The sequence below is a fragment of the Pseudomonas sp. TE50-2 genome, assembly GCF_040813665.1.
Lineage (GTDB): Bacteria > Pseudomonadota > Gammaproteobacteria > Pseudomonadales > Pseudomonadaceae > Aquipseudomonas > Aquipseudomonas soli.
The window spans coordinates 341314-356184 of sequence record NZ_JBFNXN010000001.1; the positions used below are offsets into that span (position 1 = coordinate 341314).

Annotated in this window: 15 protein-coding genes; 10 read left to right on the forward strand and 5 right to left on the reverse strand. The window is 67.2% G+C overall.

The features are described 5' to 3' along the window. The first annotated feature begins 12 nt into the window (after positions 1-12). Positions 13-600 (forward strand): TetR/AcrR family transcriptional regulator, encoded by a 588-nt coding sequence (locus AAHK21_RS01440; protein ID WP_023632174.1) that lies wholly within the window; start codon positions 13-15, stop codon positions 598-600. A 36-nt stretch (positions 601-636) separates the two neighbouring features. On the opposite strand, the gene AAHK21_RS01445 is transcribed toward AAHK21_RS01440, so the two are convergent. Continuing rightward, on the reverse strand, positions 637-1389 hold the full coding sequence (locus AAHK21_RS01445; RefSeq protein WP_367856131.1) for an anti-sigma factor: 753 nt from the start codon (positions 1387-1389) through the stop codon (positions 637-639). Further along, entirely contained in the window at positions 1386-1904 is a 519-nt protein-coding gene (locus AAHK21_RS01450) for a sigma-70 family RNA polymerase sigma factor (RefSeq protein ID WP_038705954.1), read from the reverse strand. The genes AAHK21_RS01445 and AAHK21_RS01450 overlap by 4 nt, the downstream gene beginning before the upstream one ends. A 133-nt stretch (positions 1905-2037) precedes the next feature. Here AAHK21_RS01450 and AAHK21_RS01455 point away from each other — a divergent pair, with 133 nt between their 5' ends. The 4 genes from AAHK21_RS01455 (at position 2038) to AAHK21_RS01470 (ending at position 5536) form a co-directional block, all read left to right on the forward strand. Further along, the gene (locus AAHK21_RS01455) at positions 2038-3084 is read left to right on the forward strand and encodes a catalase family peroxidase (protein WP_367856132.1); all 1047 of its coding nucleotides are present in this window, start codon (positions 2038-2040) and stop codon (positions 3082-3084) included. Further along, complete coding sequence (locus tag AAHK21_RS01460; protein WP_367856133.1) at positions 3081-3614, forward strand: cytochrome b; 534 nt, start codon at positions 3081-3083, stop codon at positions 3612-3614. The genes AAHK21_RS01455 and AAHK21_RS01460 overlap by 4 nt, the downstream gene beginning before the upstream one ends. Positions 3615-3693: 79 nt before the next feature. Next, positions 3694-4911, forward strand: a complete 1218-nt coding sequence (locus AAHK21_RS01465) for an MFS transporter (RefSeq protein WP_110605079.1) — start codon at positions 3694-3696, stop codon at positions 4909-4911. Between the two features lie 79 nt (positions 4912-4990). Beyond that, a complete protein-coding gene (locus tag AAHK21_RS01470) occupies positions 4991-5536 on the forward strand; it encodes a cupin domain-containing protein (protein WP_023631327.1) in 546 nt (181 codons plus the stop codon). A gap of 377 nt (positions 5537-5913) precedes the next feature. Here the strand turns inward: AAHK21_RS01470 and AAHK21_RS01475 are convergent, their stop codons facing one another. Both AAHK21_RS01475 and AAHK21_RS01480 read right to left on the reverse strand, forming a co-directional pair. After that, the gene (locus AAHK21_RS01475) at positions 5914-6513 is read right to left on the reverse strand and encodes a 2-hydroxychromene-2-carboxylate isomerase (RefSeq protein ID WP_367856134.1); all 600 of its coding nucleotides are present in this window, start codon (positions 6511-6513) and stop codon (positions 5914-5916) included. Positions 6514-6540: 27 nt separating this feature from the next. Continuing rightward, positions 6541-7272: an SDR family oxidoreductase gene (locus tag AAHK21_RS01480; protein WP_046855892.1), complete on the reverse strand. Its 732-nt coding sequence runs from the start codon at positions 7270-7272 to the stop codon at positions 6541-6543. A gap of 89 nt (positions 7273-7361) precedes the next feature. Here AAHK21_RS01480 and AAHK21_RS01485 point away from each other — a divergent pair, with 89 nt between their 5' ends. The 5 genes from AAHK21_RS01485 (at position 7362) to AAHK21_RS01505 (ending at position 14504) form a co-directional block, all read left to right on the forward strand. Further along, positions 7362-7925 carry a TetR/AcrR family transcriptional regulator gene (locus tag AAHK21_RS01485; RefSeq protein WP_367856135.1) on the forward strand — a complete coding sequence of 188 codons (564 nt, stop codon included), beginning with the start codon at positions 7362-7364 and terminating at the stop codon, positions 7923-7925. Beyond that, the gene (locus AAHK21_RS01490; RefSeq protein ID WP_367856136.1) at positions 7912-8505 is read left to right on the forward strand and encodes a DUF4157 domain-containing protein; all 594 of its coding nucleotides are present in this window, start codon (positions 7912-7914) and stop codon (positions 8503-8505) included. Before AAHK21_RS01485 ends, AAHK21_RS01490 begins: the two co-directional genes overlap by 14 nt. Positions 8506-8658: 153 nt before the next feature. Beyond that, complete coding sequence (gene mexE / locus AAHK21_RS01495) at positions 8659-9900, forward strand: multidrug efflux RND transporter periplasmic adaptor subunit MexE (RefSeq protein WP_038705949.1); 1242 nt, start codon at positions 8659-8661, stop codon at positions 9898-9900. Between the two features lie 12 nt (positions 9901-9912). Beyond that, entirely contained in the window at positions 9913-13092 is a 3180-nt protein-coding gene (locus AAHK21_RS01500; protein WP_367856137.1) for an efflux RND transporter permease subunit, read from the forward strand. Further along, a complete protein-coding gene (locus tag AAHK21_RS01505; protein ID WP_367856138.1) occupies positions 13089-14504 on the forward strand; it encodes an efflux transporter outer membrane subunit in 1416 nt (471 codons plus the stop codon). Before AAHK21_RS01500 ends, AAHK21_RS01505 begins: the two co-directional genes overlap by 4 nt. Before the next feature lie 80 nt (positions 14505-14584). On the opposite strand, the gene AAHK21_RS01510 is transcribed toward AAHK21_RS01505, so the two are convergent. Continuing rightward, the gene (locus tag AAHK21_RS01510) at positions 14585-14851 is read right to left on the reverse strand and encodes a Pathogenicity locus (protein WP_046855896.1); all 267 of its coding nucleotides are present in this window, start codon (positions 14849-14851) and stop codon (positions 14585-14587) included. Between the last annotated feature and the right edge of the window lie 20 nt (positions 14852-14871).

Here is a 14871-nt window from a genome sequence, read left to right on the forward strand (position 1 = left end):
AGGAACCGCGCCATGGCCCCGGTCACTGCGGCGCTGCGCTGCGCCAATTTCGAGGAGCGGCGCGACCGGGCCATGGCCCTGTTCGCCGAAAAAGGCTTCGGCCAGGTCAGCATGCGTGAGCTGGCGGCGCACGTGGGCTTGACCGCAGGCTCGCTGTACCACCACTTCCCCAGCAAGCAGGACCTTTTGTACGACCTTATCGAGGAGTTGTACGAGGAGCTGCAGGCCACGCTCGACCAGGGCCGCCGGGCGCGGGCCCAGGGCAAGCCGGTGCTGGCCTGCCTGATCGCCGCGCACTGGCAGTTGCACGGCGAGCGGCCGTTGCAGTTTCGCCTGGCCGAGCGCGACTTCTGCTGCCTGAGCGAGGACCAGCAGGCACGCCTTGCGGGTTTGCGCGAACGCTACGAAACCGGGCTGCTGCGCCTGATTGCGCCGCAGGCGCGGTTGGCCGGGGAAACCCTGGCAGCCACCGGGCATGTGCTGGCGACGCTACTTAACCAGTTGCCCGGGATGTTGCGCGGCAAGGGCCTGGGTGAAGCCGAGGGGGTTGGGTTGATGGAGGGTCTGGTGGTGGGCGCCATGGAAAGGACGCTTGGATAGTGTTGTGATCACCCAGGCGACCGCTGCCCAAGCCGCCTACAGACTGACCCCCAACGCCCGGCGCAGCTGCTCGCCACGGGTATCGTCCGCCGCGCTGACCAGGGCAAAGTTGTAATCGCCATGGGACCAGTAGCGAGCCTCCAGCTGGCCATCAGTGCGCTGGCCGGTAGGCATGCGCTCGAAATGCTCGCCGGGAGAACGCAGGAACAGGCTGATGCGCTGCCCCTGGCGATCCTCGAACACCAGCAACGCCGCGGGCCCCGCCTCGTTGCTCAACAGGCGCGCCCCCACTGGCTGGAAACCATAGCCCGCCAGGTCCGGCAGGCGGCCGACGCGGTTGAAGTGCGTGCCCAGCCAGGCCTGCAGGCGTGCCGGGTCGCGAGCCTCGATGTCCAGCGCGCTGGCCTCGGCGAACAGCCTGTGCGCCTGCACCGCGTCGGCCATGGGCAGCATGCCGGCGAACAGCGTCGCCTCGCGCGCCTGCCAGCCGCCAAGCCCGCCCAGGCCTACCGCCAGCATCAGCACCGCCGCAGCTGCCAGGCGGCGCTGCCGGCGTTGGCGCAGGCGGCGACGCAGCGGCGCCAGGTCAAGGTGCGGGTCGCTCGGCCGCTCGCCAAAGCCGGCCAGGGCCGCCCGCAGGCGCCGGGCATCGGCACGCCAGGCCTCGATGCGCACGGCCTCCTGCGGATTGGCGGCCAGCCAGGCCTCCACCTCGGCCCGGCGCGCCGGCTCCAGGCGCTCGTCGACATAGGCGTGCAACTCGTGCTCGGTGGGGATCAGGCGTGTCATTTGAGTCTCCGCAGGGCCGGGGGCGCAGGGTTGCCCTCGGTCAGTTCACGCAGGGCGGCACGGGCACGCGACAGGCGCGACATCACTGTGCCGATGGGGATGCCAAGCGTCTCGGCCGCCTCCTTGTAGCTCAAGCCCTCGACACTGACCAGCAACAGCAATGCCCGCTGCTCGGGCGACAAGCGGGCGAACGCCTGCAGGTCGGCCTGGGCCAGCACGATGCTCTCGATCTCGCCGCCCGCCGGCTCCTCGGCCTGGCCCCGGCCGAACCAGGCCAGCCAGCGCGCATGCAGGCGCTCGCGGCGCTTGCCGTCGAGGAACAGCCGGTAAAGGATGGTGAACAGCCAAGGGCGCAGGCTGTCGGCATCACGCTGCTGGCCACGACGGCTCAAGGCGCGCTCGACCGTGGCCTGGACCAGGTCGTCGGCGGTGCCGGGCTCACGGGTCAGCCACAGGGCGAAGCGGCGCAGGCGCTGCAGCAGCTCACGCCATTGTTGGTCGTCCAGGTCATGCATGGTCGGGTTCCGGGGCCCTGCGGGCTGTCAGTGTACAAGGCAGACGCGCGGGCACGGAATCTATTCCCCCGCCGGGAATAAATCGTTAGCCCCTGCGTCGTACCGGCTCATTCCACCTGACCGGACCGTTCCCATGACTACTCCCCTGCACGGCCCCGCCAAGGCCCTGCGCCTGGCCGCCATCGCTGCCACGCTGGCCGCCCTGGGCGCAGGCTTCGCCTACACCGCCGGCTGGATCGGCGCGCCAAGGCTGACGCCGCAGCGCATCATCGACACCTTCGAAGCCCAGGCCGGCCACCACCCCGGCTACCGGAAGAACCATGCCAAGGGCCTGTGTGTCAGCGGTTACTTCCAGGCCAGCGGCCAGGCCGCCTCGCTGTCCAGCGCCCGGGTGTTCAGCCAGCAGAAAGTGCCGGTGATCGGCCGCTTCGCCATCGGCGGCGCCAATCCGTTCGCGCCGGACACCGCCATACCGGTGCGCAGCCTGGCGCTGCAGTTGACCAGCGACGACGGCCAGGTCTGGCGCACCGGCATGAACAACCCGCCGGTGCTGGCCGTAAGCACGGTCGAAGGCTTCTATGAACAGGTCCTGGCCGGCGCCCCCGACCCGGCCACCGGCAAACCCGACCCTGCCAGGCTGCAAGCCTTCTTCGCCGCCCACCCGGAGAGCGCGGCGTTTCGCCAATGGGCGGCCAGCTACAAGCCCAGCGACAGTTTCGCCAGCACCGCCTACAACAGCATCAACGCCTTCCGCCTGATCGATGCCAACGGCCAGGCGCACCCGGTGCGCTGGGCACTGGAGCCGCAGGCGCCCTACGCCGCCTTGCCTGCCCAGGTCGACGACAAGCAGTTCCTGCAACACGACCTGCAGCAACGCCTGGCGCAGGGCCCGCTGCGCTGGACCCTGCGCCTGACCCTGGCCGAACCCGGCGACCCGGTGGACGACCCTGCCCGGCCCTGGCCCGCCGAACGCCGCAGCCTGGATGCCGGCACCCTGGTCCTGGAGCAGGTCGACGGCCCCGAGCAAGGCGCCTGCCGCGACCTGAACTTCGACCCGCTGATCCTGCCCCACGGCATCGAACCCTCCGCCGACCCGATCCTCGCCGCCCGCTCGGCCGCCTATTCGGTGTCGTTCAACCGCCGCAGCCACGAGTCGCTGACCGAAGGAGCCCGCCCATGAGCGCCACTGCCTTTCACCCCCTGGCCCGGCTGCTGCACTGGCTTATGGCCGTGCTGATCCTGGCCATGCTGTTCATCGGCGTGAGCATGGTCGCCGACCTGTCGCCCCGCCACCCTTGGCTGGTCGAGCTGCACAAGGCCACCGGCCTGGCCCTGCTGGTGCTGGTGATCCTGCGCATTATCCTGCGCCTGAGCCTGGCGCACCCGCCGCTGCCTCGCGACCTACCTGCCCTGCAGCGCCTGGCCGCCGGCGCCTCGCACCTGCTGTTGTATGGGCTGATGCTGGCCATGCCGCTGCTCGGCTGGGCGATGCTCTCGGCAGGCGGCTACCCCCGCCCGCTGCAACTGCCCGCCATCGCCCCTCACGACCTGCAGCTCTACGCCGTGCTGCGTCAGGCTCATGGCTGGGCCGGCTACCTGCTGTTCGCCACGGTGCTGGTGCACCTGGGCGCAGCCTTGGTGCATGGCCTGGTGCGTCGCGACGGCGTCTTGCGTAGCATGTGGCCAGGCCCGTTGCGTCGCGGTGAGTGAGCACTGCCAGGGCTCGACAAATGTAAATAATAATTACTAACATCGACGCTCATTTCGTCGAACTGCCCTGGACTGCCTTATGAACGTTGCAAAGGACCCTGCCACGCTTGCCCCGGTGAGCAGCCCGCCCAGCACCCTGGACCTGCGCCCGCTGATGCTGGCCAACATGGCCTGCACCATGTCGATGATGGCTTTCGTCGCCCTGATCGGCCCGATCGCCCGCTTGCTGGGCATGGCCACCTGGCAGGCCGGTGCGGCGGTGACGGTGGCCGGCGTGGTCTGGGTGCTGCTCGCCCGGCCCTGGGGGCGCCTGGCCGATCGGCTTGGCCGGCGCCGGGTACTGCTGCTGGGCAGCGGCGGCTTCACCCTGGCCTATTGGGTGCTGTGCCTGTTCATCGACGGTGCGTTGCGCTGGCTGCCGGGCGCGACCCTGGCCTTCTTCGGCCTGATGCTGGCGCGGGGCATGATCGGCGCCTTCTATGCCGCGCTGCCGGTGGGCGGCAACGCGCTGATCGCCGATCACGTCGAGCCGCAACGCCGGGCGCGGGCCATGGCCTCGCTGGGTGCGGCCAACGCGGTCGGCCTGGTGCTGGGCCCGGCCCTGGCCGCGCTGCTGTCGCGCTACAGCCTGAGCATGCCGTTCTATGTGCTCTCGCTGCTGCCGGCCACGGCGTTCGTCGTGCTGCTGTTCAAACTCAAGCCACAGCCGTTGGCCCAGACCCATGCGCCCAACCCGGTGCGACTGTCCGACCCGCGCCTGCGCAGGCCTCTGCTGGTGGCCTTCAGCGCCATGCTGAGCATCACCGTGTCGCAGATCGCCGTCGGTTTCTTCGCCCTCGACCGCCTGCAGCTCGAGGCCGGCGCCGCCGCCCAGGCCGCGGGCATCGCCTTGACCAGCGTGGGCGTGGCGCTGATGCTGGCCCAGGTGTTCCTGCGCCAGTTGGAATGGCCACCTCTGAAGATGATCAAGGTCGGCGCCTGCGTATCCGGGCTTGGTTTCGCCGCCGCGGCCCTGGCCACCAGCGCGCCGTGGCTGTGGGGCGCGTTCTTCGTCGCCGCGTTCGGCATGGGCTTCGTGTTCCCGGCCTTCTCGGCCCTGGCGGCCAATGCCATGCACGCCAGCGAACAGGGCGCGACGGCCGGCTCGATCGGCGCCGCCCAAGGCATGGGCGCGGTAATCGGACCGCTGGCCGGCGCCCTGGTCTACGCCCTTGATCCGCGCCTGCCGTTCCTGGCCGTGGGCGCCCTGCTGCTGCTGGTCGGGCTGTGGCCGGCAGCGTCTGACCAGCGCCACTGATGCGCACAGCGCGCAAGCGTGCAGAGTGTGTTTTAATGCCTCGCCCATTATTTTTGACACCTCTGCAAACAAGGCGGCTATGGACACGGGGACACGACTCAAACTGGTGCGTGAACGCAACAACCTCTCCCAACGGGAGCTGGCCCGCCGCAGCGGCCTGACCAACTCGACCATCTCGCAGATCGAGCAGAACCGGGTCAGCCCTTCGGTCAGCTCCCTGAAGAAACTGCTCGAAGGGATCCCCATGTCCCTGGCCGAGTTCTTCAGTTTCGATGAGCCTGTGCGCGAGGAGCGCTATGTGTTCCGTGGCGGCGAACAGCCCGACCTGGGCCGCAACGGCCTGCGCATGCTGCTGGTCGGCGCCAGCGTCGAAGGCCGGCAGATGCGCATGCTGCGTGAGCTGTACGCACCGGGCGCCGACTCCGGCGAGCCGATCGTGCATGCCGAAGGCGAAGAATGCGGCCTGGTCACCCGTGGCACCCTGGAACTGTGGGTCGATGGTCAGGTGAGCATTCTCAATGCCGGCGATGGCTACTACATCCCCACCACCCTGCCCCACAGCTTCAAGAACATCGGCCCCGACGAGGCCGAGATCATCAGCGCCAACACCCCGGCGAACTTCTGATTCGCCAAAAGGGTTTCAGCGCCTGTGAGATCGAGCGCCGCCCGCGCGGCGCATCGCTGGCAAGCCAGCTCCCACATCTGTTTCGGGCCAATCTGTCCTGTGAAGTCGTCGCTGTCCGCCTTGGTGCAGGTCTTGAGACTGGTAGAGCGGCAGTCATGCCCACGCTGAAACCGCGTCGTACCGACAAGGCGTACAGCCGCGGCGGCGCAGACATAACTGGCCCGAAATAAATGTGGGAGCTGGCTTGCCAGCGATGCGCCGCGCGGGCGGCGCTCGATCTCACAAGCGCTACAACCCTGACGACATACACCTGACAGCCATCAGTCAATAGCACCCAAGTCCTTTAAAAGCGCTGCCTGCAAGAACGTGGCTGTACTTCATGCCTGCCTGACCAAGGCCTGCTCGACGAAATCCAGGCGGTCCTGGCCGAAGAACATCTGCCCGTCGACAAAGCACGTCGGCGCCCCGAACAAACCGCGCTCGACCGCCTCCTCGGTGGCTTTGCGCAAGGCGTCCTTGACCTCGGGCCGGGCGGCCAGTTCATGGAACATCTCGGCCTCGAAGCCGCCGGCGGCCAGGGTTTCATCCAGTACCGCGGGATCTGCCAGATTAAGCCCGTGCACGAACAGCCCTTCGAACAACACCTTCAACAGCGCCTCGAAACGCTCTTCGGCAAACAACTGGACGCCGATCAGCCCGCGCATCAGGTTCAGGGTATTGACCGGGAACCCCGGCGGCAGGGTCAGCGGCACGCCATAGCGATCGGCATAGCGCTTGAGGTCGATGCGCATATAGCGCCCCTTGGCCGGTACCATCACCGGCGAGGCATTGCCGGTGGCCTGGAACACCCCACCCAATAGAATCGGCTTGTACACCAACCGCGCCCCATGACGGGCGCACAGGGCGGGTAGCTGGGTGAAAGCCAGGTAGGTGGCCGGGCTGCCCAGGTCCAGGAAGAACTCGACGGTCTTGCTCATGATTCAATCCTTGTATGAGGGTGGGATTTACCAGCGCTCCATCCACGGGCGCAGGTCCAGCTCGAAGGTCCAGGCATCACGCGGTTGCGCATGCAGGAACCAGTAACTGTCGGCGATGTGCGCAGGATCGAGGATGCCGTCCTGGTCCTTGAGCGCGTAGCGTTCAGGGAAGCTGTCGCGGATGAAGGCGGTGTCGATGGCACCATCGACCACCACATGGCCGACATGGATGTTCCTTGGCCCCAGTTCCCGCGCCATGCTCTGGGCCAGGGCGCGCAGGCCATGCTTGGCGCCGGCGAAGGCGGCGAAACCGGCCGCGCCGCGGGTGCCAGCGGTGGCACCGGTAAAGAGGATGGTGCCGCGCTCTCGGGTGACCATGCGCCGGGCGACCGCCTGGGCGGTGAGAAAGCCGGCGAAGCAGGCCATTTCCCAGATCTTGAAGTACTTGCGCGGGGTTTCCTCGAGGATGCTGCACGGCACATTGGCACCGATGTTGAAGACGAACGCCTCGATCGGGCCGATATCGCGCTCGATGGTCTCCACCAGCTCGGCGACCTCCTCTTCCTTGCGCGCATCCGAGCCAAAGCCATGGGCCTGGCCGCCCTCGGCGCGAATCTCGGCGAGCAGCGGCTGCAGCTTCTGCGCCTCGCGCCGGGTCACGCAGGCGATGTAGCCCTCGCGGGCGAAACGCTTGGCAATCTCGCCGCCGGTGGCATCACCCGCGCCGATCACCAACACGACCTTTTGTTGTTCTGCCATGGACCGCTCCATTGATGAATGATCGTTTAGTAAACGAACGCTATGCTACGATCAGCTCATCGTCAAGCCCACACCACGAGGTTGCGCGCATGCGCTACGCCACCGACCACAAGCAACAGACCCGCGAAAAACTGCTGTCCAGCAGCGGCGCCCTGGCCAAGCGCGGCGGTTTCGCCGCCACTGGCGTGGCCGGGCTGATGAAGGCCATCGGCCTGACCGGCGGCGCCTTCTACAACCACTTCCCGTCCAAGGACGACCTGTTCAGCGAGATCGTCCGCCGCGAGCTGGCCAACAGCCCGCTGGCGCGCCTGGTCGAACGTGGCACCGACCGTGCGCGGCTCAAGCGCCTGCTCGACCAGTACCTGAGCCTGGCGCACCTGCACAATGCCGAAGGCGGCTGCCCGTTGCCGCCACTGGGGGTGGAGATCGCCCGCGCCGAACGGCCGGTGCGCGAACAGGCCGAAAACTGGCTGCTGGAATTGCACCAGGCCTGGAGCGAAACCCTGGATGATCCCGATCTGGCCTGGGCCTTGCTCAGCCAGTGTGTCGGCGCGCTGGTGGTGGGTCGCATGCTGGCCAGCGAACCGGTACAGACACAGGTGCTGGACGCCAGCCGCAAGCTGGTCGAGCAGGTCTTCGATGAAGTTCGCTAGCACGCTGCTGGGGTTGCTGATGACCCTGCCCGCCTTCGCCCAGGACAGCTGCCCGACCGGGCAGTACCAGGTCTGCCTGGTGGTGTGCTTCTGCGCGCCCATCGACCCCAACCAAGGAGGCCAGGTGCTGCAGGATGTCGAGCGCATGGCCACCGGCAGCCTGGTGTTCGCCCTGCGCCAGGCCCGCGACGAAGCCACTGCCAACGGCACGCAGCCGATTCCCCTGCATATCCGCGCCCAGCTCGAACCCTGGTACGACTTCGCCGTGCTCGACGCGGCACGTTACCGGGTCGGCAACGAACAGCAGATCAGCGCCGCCAATGCGCTACTGCAGAACCCGGACGTCAACGCCGTGACCCTGATCGACACGGTCATCTTCCGCCGCCCCGGCGATGCCGAGGACAACGTGGCGTTGTGGGCCCATGAGCTCAAACACGTGCAGCAGTATCAGGAGCTGGGCGTCGAGGGCTTCGCCCAGCAGTACACCCGTGACTACCAGGCGCTGGAGGGCCCCGCCTACGAGATTGAGGCCAAGGTGGCCAAGGCATTGCGTGAAAAGGCCGCTGGCGGGCCGCGCTGACTGCGCAATTCTGATGGGTGCCCATGCGTCATGATTGATGATGGCACCCGACATATCATTGCCCGTGATAATAACCTTCGCTCCATTTGATTCGTGCGTCACGCGCAAGACACTCAAACTCCGCCCACTACTAATATCTCGGCGGAGTTCTCCATGGATCACTCACTCAAACCCTTGCGCTTCCCCCTCGCTGCCCTGGCAGTGGTGGTGCTCAGCGCTTGTGGTCGCACCCCCGACGCCGTGCAGGCTCCCGCCGCGCCCAAAGTCAGCGTAGCCAAGGTGATCGAACAGCCGATCAACGAATGGGACGAGTTCACCGGCCGCCTCGAAGCACCGGAAACCGTCGAGGTACGCCCACGGGTGTCCGGCCAGGTCGACCTGGTGGCCTTCACCGAAGGCGCCCAGGTGAAGAAAGGCGACCTGCTGTTCCAGATCGACCCGCGCCCGTTCCAGGCTGAAGTCCGCCGCCTCGAAGCCCAGCTGCAACAAGCCAAGGCCACCGCCATCCGCAGCGCCAACGAAGCCCGCCGTGGCGAGCGCCTGCGTGACAGCAACGCCATCTCCGCGGAACTGGCCGAGTCGCGCACCAGCGCCGCCGCCGAAGCCCGCGCCGGGGTCGACGCAATCCAGGCCCAGCTCGACCTGGCCCGCCTGAACCTGAGCTTCACCCGCGTCACCGCGCCGATCAGCGGCCGGGTCAGCCGCGCCCAGTTCACCGCCGGCAACATCGTCACGGCCGACGTCACCCCGCTGACCAGCGTGGTCTCCACCGACAAGGTCTACGCCTACTTCGACGCCGACGAGCGCGTGTACCTCAAGTACAGCCAGCTGGCCCGCGACGGCCAGCGCGGCCAGAGCACCCCGGTGTACCTGGGCCTGACCAACGAGACCGGCAACCCGCACCTGGGCCAGATGAACTTCGTCGACAACCAGGTCAACCCGCGCACCGGCACCATCCGTGGCCGCGCCGTGTTCGACAACCGTGACGGCCAGTTCACCCCCGGCCTGTACGCGCGCCTGAAGCTGGTCGGCAGCGCCCAGTACGACGCTGTGCTGATCAACGACGAAGCGGTCGGCACCGACCTTGGCAAGAAGTTCGTGCTGGTCATGGACAAGGACAACAAGGCCGCCTACCGCGCCGTGGAACTGGGGCCCAAGCTCGAAGGCCTGCGTATCGTGCGCAGCGGCCTGGGCAAGGACGACCGCATCGTGGTCAAGGGCCTGCAGCGCGTGCGCCCTGGCTCGCCGGTCACCCCGGAGGAAACGCCGATGGCCAGCGAGCAGACCCTCGCCGCCCTCGCCCAGCAGCGTCAGGCCCTGGAAGCCAGCAACCCGGCACCGAAGGTTGCCGGCGCCAATGTCAAAGTCGCCAGCGCCCAAGCGCCGCGCGGTTAAGGGACAATACCGATGAACTTTTCGAAATTCTTCATTACCCGGCCGATCTTCGCCGCGGTGCTGTCGCTGGTGCTGCTGATCGCGGGTTCGATCTCGCTGTTCCAGCTGCCGATCAGCGAATACCCCGAAGTGGTGCCGCCCACCGTGGTGGTGCGCGCCAACTTCCCCGGCGCCAACCCCAAGGTGATCGGCGAGACCGTCGCCGCGCCGCTTGAGCAAGCCATCACCGGTGTCGAGAACATGCTGTACATGTCCTCGCAATCCACCGCCGACGGCAAGCTGACCCTGACCATCACCTTCGCCCTGGGCACCGACCTGGACAACGCCCAGGTGCAGGTGCAGAACCGCGTCACCCGCACCCAGCCCAAGCTGCCGGAAGAAGTGACCCGTATCGGTATCACCGTCGACAAGGCCTCGCCCGACCTGACCATGGTCGTGCACCTGACCTCGCCGGACAACCGCTACGACATGCTCTACCTGTCCAACTACGCCATCCTCAACATCAAGGATGAGCTGGCGCGCCTGGGCGGCGTGGGCGACGTGCAGCTGTTCGGCATGGGCGACTACTCGCTGCGCGTGTGGCTCGATCCGAACAAGACCGCCTCGCGCAACCTGACCGCCAGCGACGTGGTGGCCGCCATTCGCGAGCAGAACCGCCAGGTCGCCGCCGGCCAGCTCGGCGCCCCGCCCGCCCCCGGTTCGACCAGCTTCCAGCTGTCGATCAACACCCAGGGCCGCTTGGTCAACGAGGAAGAGTTCGAGAACATCATCATCCGTGCCGGTGCCAACGGCGAGATCACCCGCCTGAAGGACATCGCCCGGGTCGAACTCGGCTCCAGCCAGTACGCCCTGCGCTCGCTGCTGAACAACCAGCCGGCCGTGGCCATCCCGATCTTCCAGCGCCCGGGCTCCAACGCCATCGAGATCTCCGACGAAGTGCGGGCAAAGATGGCCGAGCTGAAGAAGGACTTCCCCGAAGGCATGGACTACAGCATCGTCTATGACCCGACCGTGTTCGTCCGTGGTTCCATCGAGGCGGTGGTGCACACCCTGTTCGAAGCGCTGGTGCTGGTGGTGCTGGTCGTCATCCTGTTCCTGCAGACCTGGCGCGCCTCGATCATCCCGCTGCTGGCCGTGCCGGTGTCGCTGATCGGTACCTTTGCGGTCATGCACCTGTTCGGTTTCTCGCTCAACGCGCTATCGCTTTTCGGCCTGGTGCTGGCCATCGGTATCGTCGTGGACGACGCCATCGTCGTGGTGGAAAACGTCGAACGCAACATCGGGCTGGGCCTGAAACCGCTGGAAGCCACGCAAAAGGCCATGAGCGAAGTGACCGGGCCGATCATCGCCACGGCACTGGTGCTGTGCGCCGTGTTCGTGCCGGCGGCGTTCATCTCGGGCCTTACCGGGCAGTTCTACAAACAGTTCGCCCTGACCATCGCCATCTCCACCGTGATCTCGGCGTTCAACTCACTGACCCTGTCGCCGGCCCTGGCCGCCGTGCTGCTCAAGGACCACCACGCGCCCAAGGACCGTTTCTCGCGGTTCCTGGAAAAACTGCTGGGCAGCTGGCTGTTCGCACCGTTCAACCGCTTCTTCGACCGCGCCAGCCATGGCTACGTCGGTGGCGTGCGCCGGGTCATCCGTTCCAGTGGTATCGCCCTGTTCGTGTATGCCGGCCTGATGGGCCTGACCTACCTGGGCTTCTCGTCCACCCCGACCGGCTTCGTGCCGTCCCAGGACAAGCAGTATCTGGTGGCCTTCGCCCAGTTGCCTGACGCCGCCAGCCTCGACCGCACCGAGGCGGTGATCAAGAAGATGAGCGAGATCGCCCTCAAGCAGCCAGGCGTGGCCGACTCGGTGGCCTTCCCGGGCCTGTCGATCAACGGTTTCACCAACAGCCCGAACAGCGGCATCGTGTTCACCCCGCTCAAGCCGTTCGACGAGCGCAAGGACCCGAGCCAGTCGGCGGCAGCCATCGCGGCAGCCCTGAACGCCCAGTTCGCCGATATCCAGGACGCCTACATCGCGATCTTCCCGCCTCCGCCGGTACAAGGCCTGGGCACCATCGGCGGCTTCCGCCTGCAGATCGAGGACCGCGGCAACCTGGGCTACGAAGCGCTGTACAAGGAAACCCAGAACATCATCGCCAAGAGCCACAACGTGCCGGAACTGGCGGGCCTGTTCACCAGCTACCAGGTCAACGTGCCGCAGGTCGATGCCGCCATCGACCGGGAAAAGGCCAAGACCCATGGCGCGGCGATCAACGACATCTTCGACACCCTGCAGGTCTACCTGGGCTCGCTGTACACCAACGACTTCAACCGCTTTGGCCGTACCTACCAGGTCAACGTCCAGGCCGAGCAGCAGTTCCGCCTCGACGCCGAACAGATCGGCCAGCTGAAGGTGCGCAACAACCTGGGCGAGATGATCCCGCTGGCGACCTTCCTCAAGGTCAGCGACACCTCGGGGCCTGACCGCGTGATGCACTACAACGGCTTCATCACCGCCGAGATCAACGGTGCCGCAGCCCCCGGCTACAGCTCCGGCCAGGCCGAGGCTGCGATCGAGAAGCTGCTCAAGGAGGAGCTGCCCAACGGCATGACCTTCGAGTGGACCGACCTGACCTACCAGCAGATCCTCTCGGGCAATACCGCACTGTTCGTGTTCCCGCTGTGCGTGCTGCTGGCCTTCCTGGTGCTGGCCGCCCAGTACGAAAGCTGGAGCCTGCCGCTGGCGGTGATCCTGATCGTGCCGATGACTCTGCTGTCGGCCATCACCGGGGTGATCATCTCCGGTGGCGACAACAACATCTTCACCCAGATCGGCCTGATCGTACTGGTGGGCCTGGCGTGCAAGAACGCGATCCTGATCGTCGAGTTCGCCAAGGATGAACAGGCCAAGGGCCTCGACCCGCTGGCTGCGGTACTGGAAGCCTGCCGCCTGCGTCTGCGGCCGATCCTGATGACCTCGATCGCCTTCATCATGGGTGTGGTGCCGCTGGTGTTCTCCTCCGGCGCCGGTGCCGAGATGCGTCACGCCATGGGTGTGGCGGTGTTCTCGGGGATGATCGGGGTGACCGTGTTCGGCCTGTTCCTGACCCCGGTGTTCTTCTTCCTGATCCGCCGTTTCGTCGAGCGTCGCCAGGCCCGCAAGGCCGAGCACGCCGTGGCACTGGAGAACCATGCATGAAGTTGCTCAAACCCCTGACCCCGAGCCTGCTGGCACTAGCCCTGGCGGCCTGCGCGGTGGGCCCGGACTACCAGGCCCCGCTGACCGAACCGGCAAAGCTGGACGCCGGCCTTGAAGCCAAAGCCTATGACCGCAGCCGCTTCGAGAGCGTGTGGTGGAAACAGTTCGACGACCCGGTGCTGAACCAGCTGGTGCAGGCATCGCTGGACGGCAACCGCGACCTGCGCGTGGCCTTCGCCCGCCTGAAAGCGGCGCGGTCGATTCGCGAGGACGTGTCCAACGACCAGATCCCCGTGGTCACCAGCCGCGCCAGCAGCGACCTGGGCAAGGGCCAGGTCCCTGGCCAGACCGAGCGCCGGGTCAACAGCGAACGCTATGACCTGGGCCTGGACATGGCCTGGGAGCTTGACCTGTTCGGCCGCATCCAGCGCCAGATCGAGGCCAGCGAAGCCCAGGAAGCGGCGGCAGAGGCCGACCTGCAGCAACTGCAGGTCAGCCTGATCGCCGAGCTGGTCGACGCCTACGGTCAATTGCGTGGCGCGCAACTGCGCGAGCAGATCGCCGTGGCCAACCTGAAGACCCAGCAGCAGTCGCGGGACATCACCGTGACCCTGCGCGACACCGGGGTCGGCAACGAGCTCGACGTGGTCCGTGCCGACGCCCGCCTGGCGGGTGTCGAAGCCACCGTGCCGCAATTGCAGGCCGAACAGGTGCGGGCGAAGAACCGCATCGCCACCCTGCTCGGCCAGCGCCCTGACGCGATGACCGTGGACCTGTCGCCCAAGGCCCTGCCGGCCATCGCCAAGGCCTTGCCGGTGGGCGACCCCGGCGAGCTGCTGCGCCGCCGCCCGGACATCCGCAGCGCCGAGCGCCAGCTGGCCGCGGCCACGGCCAACGTCGGCGTGGCCACCGCCGACCTGTTCCCGCGGGTCAGCCTCAGTGGTTTCCTCGGCTTCACCGCCGCCCGCGGTTCGCAGATCGGCTCCTCGGCGGCCAATGCCTGGGCGCTGGGCCCGAGCATCACCTGGGCGGCGTTCGACCTGGGCAGCGTGCGCGCCCGCCTGCGCGGCGCAAAGGCCGATGCCGAAGGGGCGCTGGCCAACTACGAACAGCAAGTGCTGCTGGCCCTCGAAGAGTCCTCCAACGCCTTCAGCGACTACGGCAAGCGCCAGCAGCGCCTGCTGGCGCTGATGCGCCAGAGCGACGCCAGCCGCAAGGCGGCGGACCTGGCCTCGGTGCGCTACCGCGAAGGCACGGTGGATTACCTGGTGCTGCTCGACGCCGAGCGCGAGCGCCTGAGCGCCGAAGACGCCCAGGCCCAGGGCGAGGTCGAGCTGTACAGCGGCATCGTCGCGATCTACAAGGCGCTTGGCGGCGGCTGGCAACCCGAAGTGGTGGCCAGCTCGCGCTGACCGCCCCCTGATGTGAAGGCTCCTTTGGTTGGTTCCTCCCCCAACCGTTTGCCCCGAAGGCCTTGGTCTTCGGGGCTTTTTTATGCGCCGCTGGCGGGGCACGCGCCCTGCGGGACATGCTCCCTGGCCCGGGCAATCGCCGCCTGTATCGCCCCTCGTGCCTGGGGGCTGTTCTTCCAGCAACTGCTGCCCACCAACCCGGCAGCCTCGGTGACGATCTGCAAGGCATCGGCTTCGGCCAGCCGGGCCAACGAGCCATACCCCAGTTGTTCAAGGCGCTGCACCACGGTCGGGCCCACGCCCTTGACCGCCAGCAGCACCGCCCGCTCATCCGCACTGAACGCCATCTTCACCTCCCTGTAACGTC

Excerpts from the sequence above, each read along its gene's own strand:
- AAHK21_RS01470 (WP_023631327.1), top strand. The coding sequence starts at position 4,991 with ATGGACACGGGGACACGACTCAAACTGGTGCGTGAACGCAACAACCTC.
- AAHK21_RS01450 (WP_038705954.1), bottom strand. The coding sequence starts at position 1,904 with ATGCATGACCTGGACGACCAACAATGGCGTGAGCTGCTGCAGCGCCTG.
- AAHK21_RS01445 (WP_367856131.1), bottom strand. The coding sequence starts at position 1,389 with ATGACACGCCTGATCCCCACCGAGCACGAGTTGCACGCCTATGTCGAC.
- AAHK21_RS01460 (WP_367856133.1), top strand. The coding sequence starts at position 3,081 with ATGAGCGCCACTGCCTTTCACCCCCTGGCCCGGCTGCTGCACTGGCTT.
- AAHK21_RS01505 (WP_367856138.1), top strand. The coding sequence starts at position 13,089 with ATGAAGTTGCTCAAACCCCTGACCCCGAGCCTGCTGGCACTAGCCCTG.
- AAHK21_RS01490 (WP_367856136.1), top strand. The coding sequence starts at position 7,912 with ATGAAGTTCGCTAGCACGCTGCTGGGGTTGCTGATGACCCTGCCCGCC.
- AAHK21_RS01500 (WP_367856137.1), top strand. The coding sequence starts at position 9,913 with ATGAACTTTTCGAAATTCTTCATTACCCGGCCGATCTTCGCCGCGGTG.
- AAHK21_RS01485 (WP_367856135.1), top strand. The coding sequence starts at position 7,362 with ATGCGCTACGCCACCGACCACAAGCAACAGACCCGCGAAAAACTGCTG.
- AAHK21_RS01455 (WP_367856132.1), top strand. The coding sequence starts at position 2,038 with ATGACTACTCCCCTGCACGGCCCCGCCAAGGCCCTGCGCCTGGCCGCC.
- AAHK21_RS01465 (WP_110605079.1), top strand. The coding sequence starts at position 3,694 with ATGAACGTTGCAAAGGACCCTGCCACGCTTGCCCCGGTGAGCAGCCCG.
- AAHK21_RS01480 (WP_046855892.1), bottom strand. The coding sequence starts at position 7,272 with ATGGCAGAACAACAAAAGGTCGTGTTGGTGATCGGCGCGGGTGATGCC.
- AAHK21_RS01440 (WP_023632174.1), top strand. The coding sequence starts at position 13 with ATGGCCCCGGTCACTGCGGCGCTGCGCTGCGCCAATTTCGAGGAGCGG.
- AAHK21_RS01510 (WP_046855896.1), bottom strand. The coding sequence starts at position 14,851 with ATGGCGTTCAGTGCGGATGAGCGGGCGGTGCTGCTGGCGGTCAAGGGC.
- AAHK21_RS01475 (WP_367856134.1), bottom strand. The coding sequence starts at position 6,513 with ATGAGCAAGACCGTCGAGTTCTTCCTGGACCTGGGCAGCCCGGCCACC.
- mexE (WP_038705949.1), top strand. The coding sequence starts at position 8,659 with ATGGATCACTCACTCAAACCCTTGCGCTTCCCCCTCGCTGCCCTGGCA.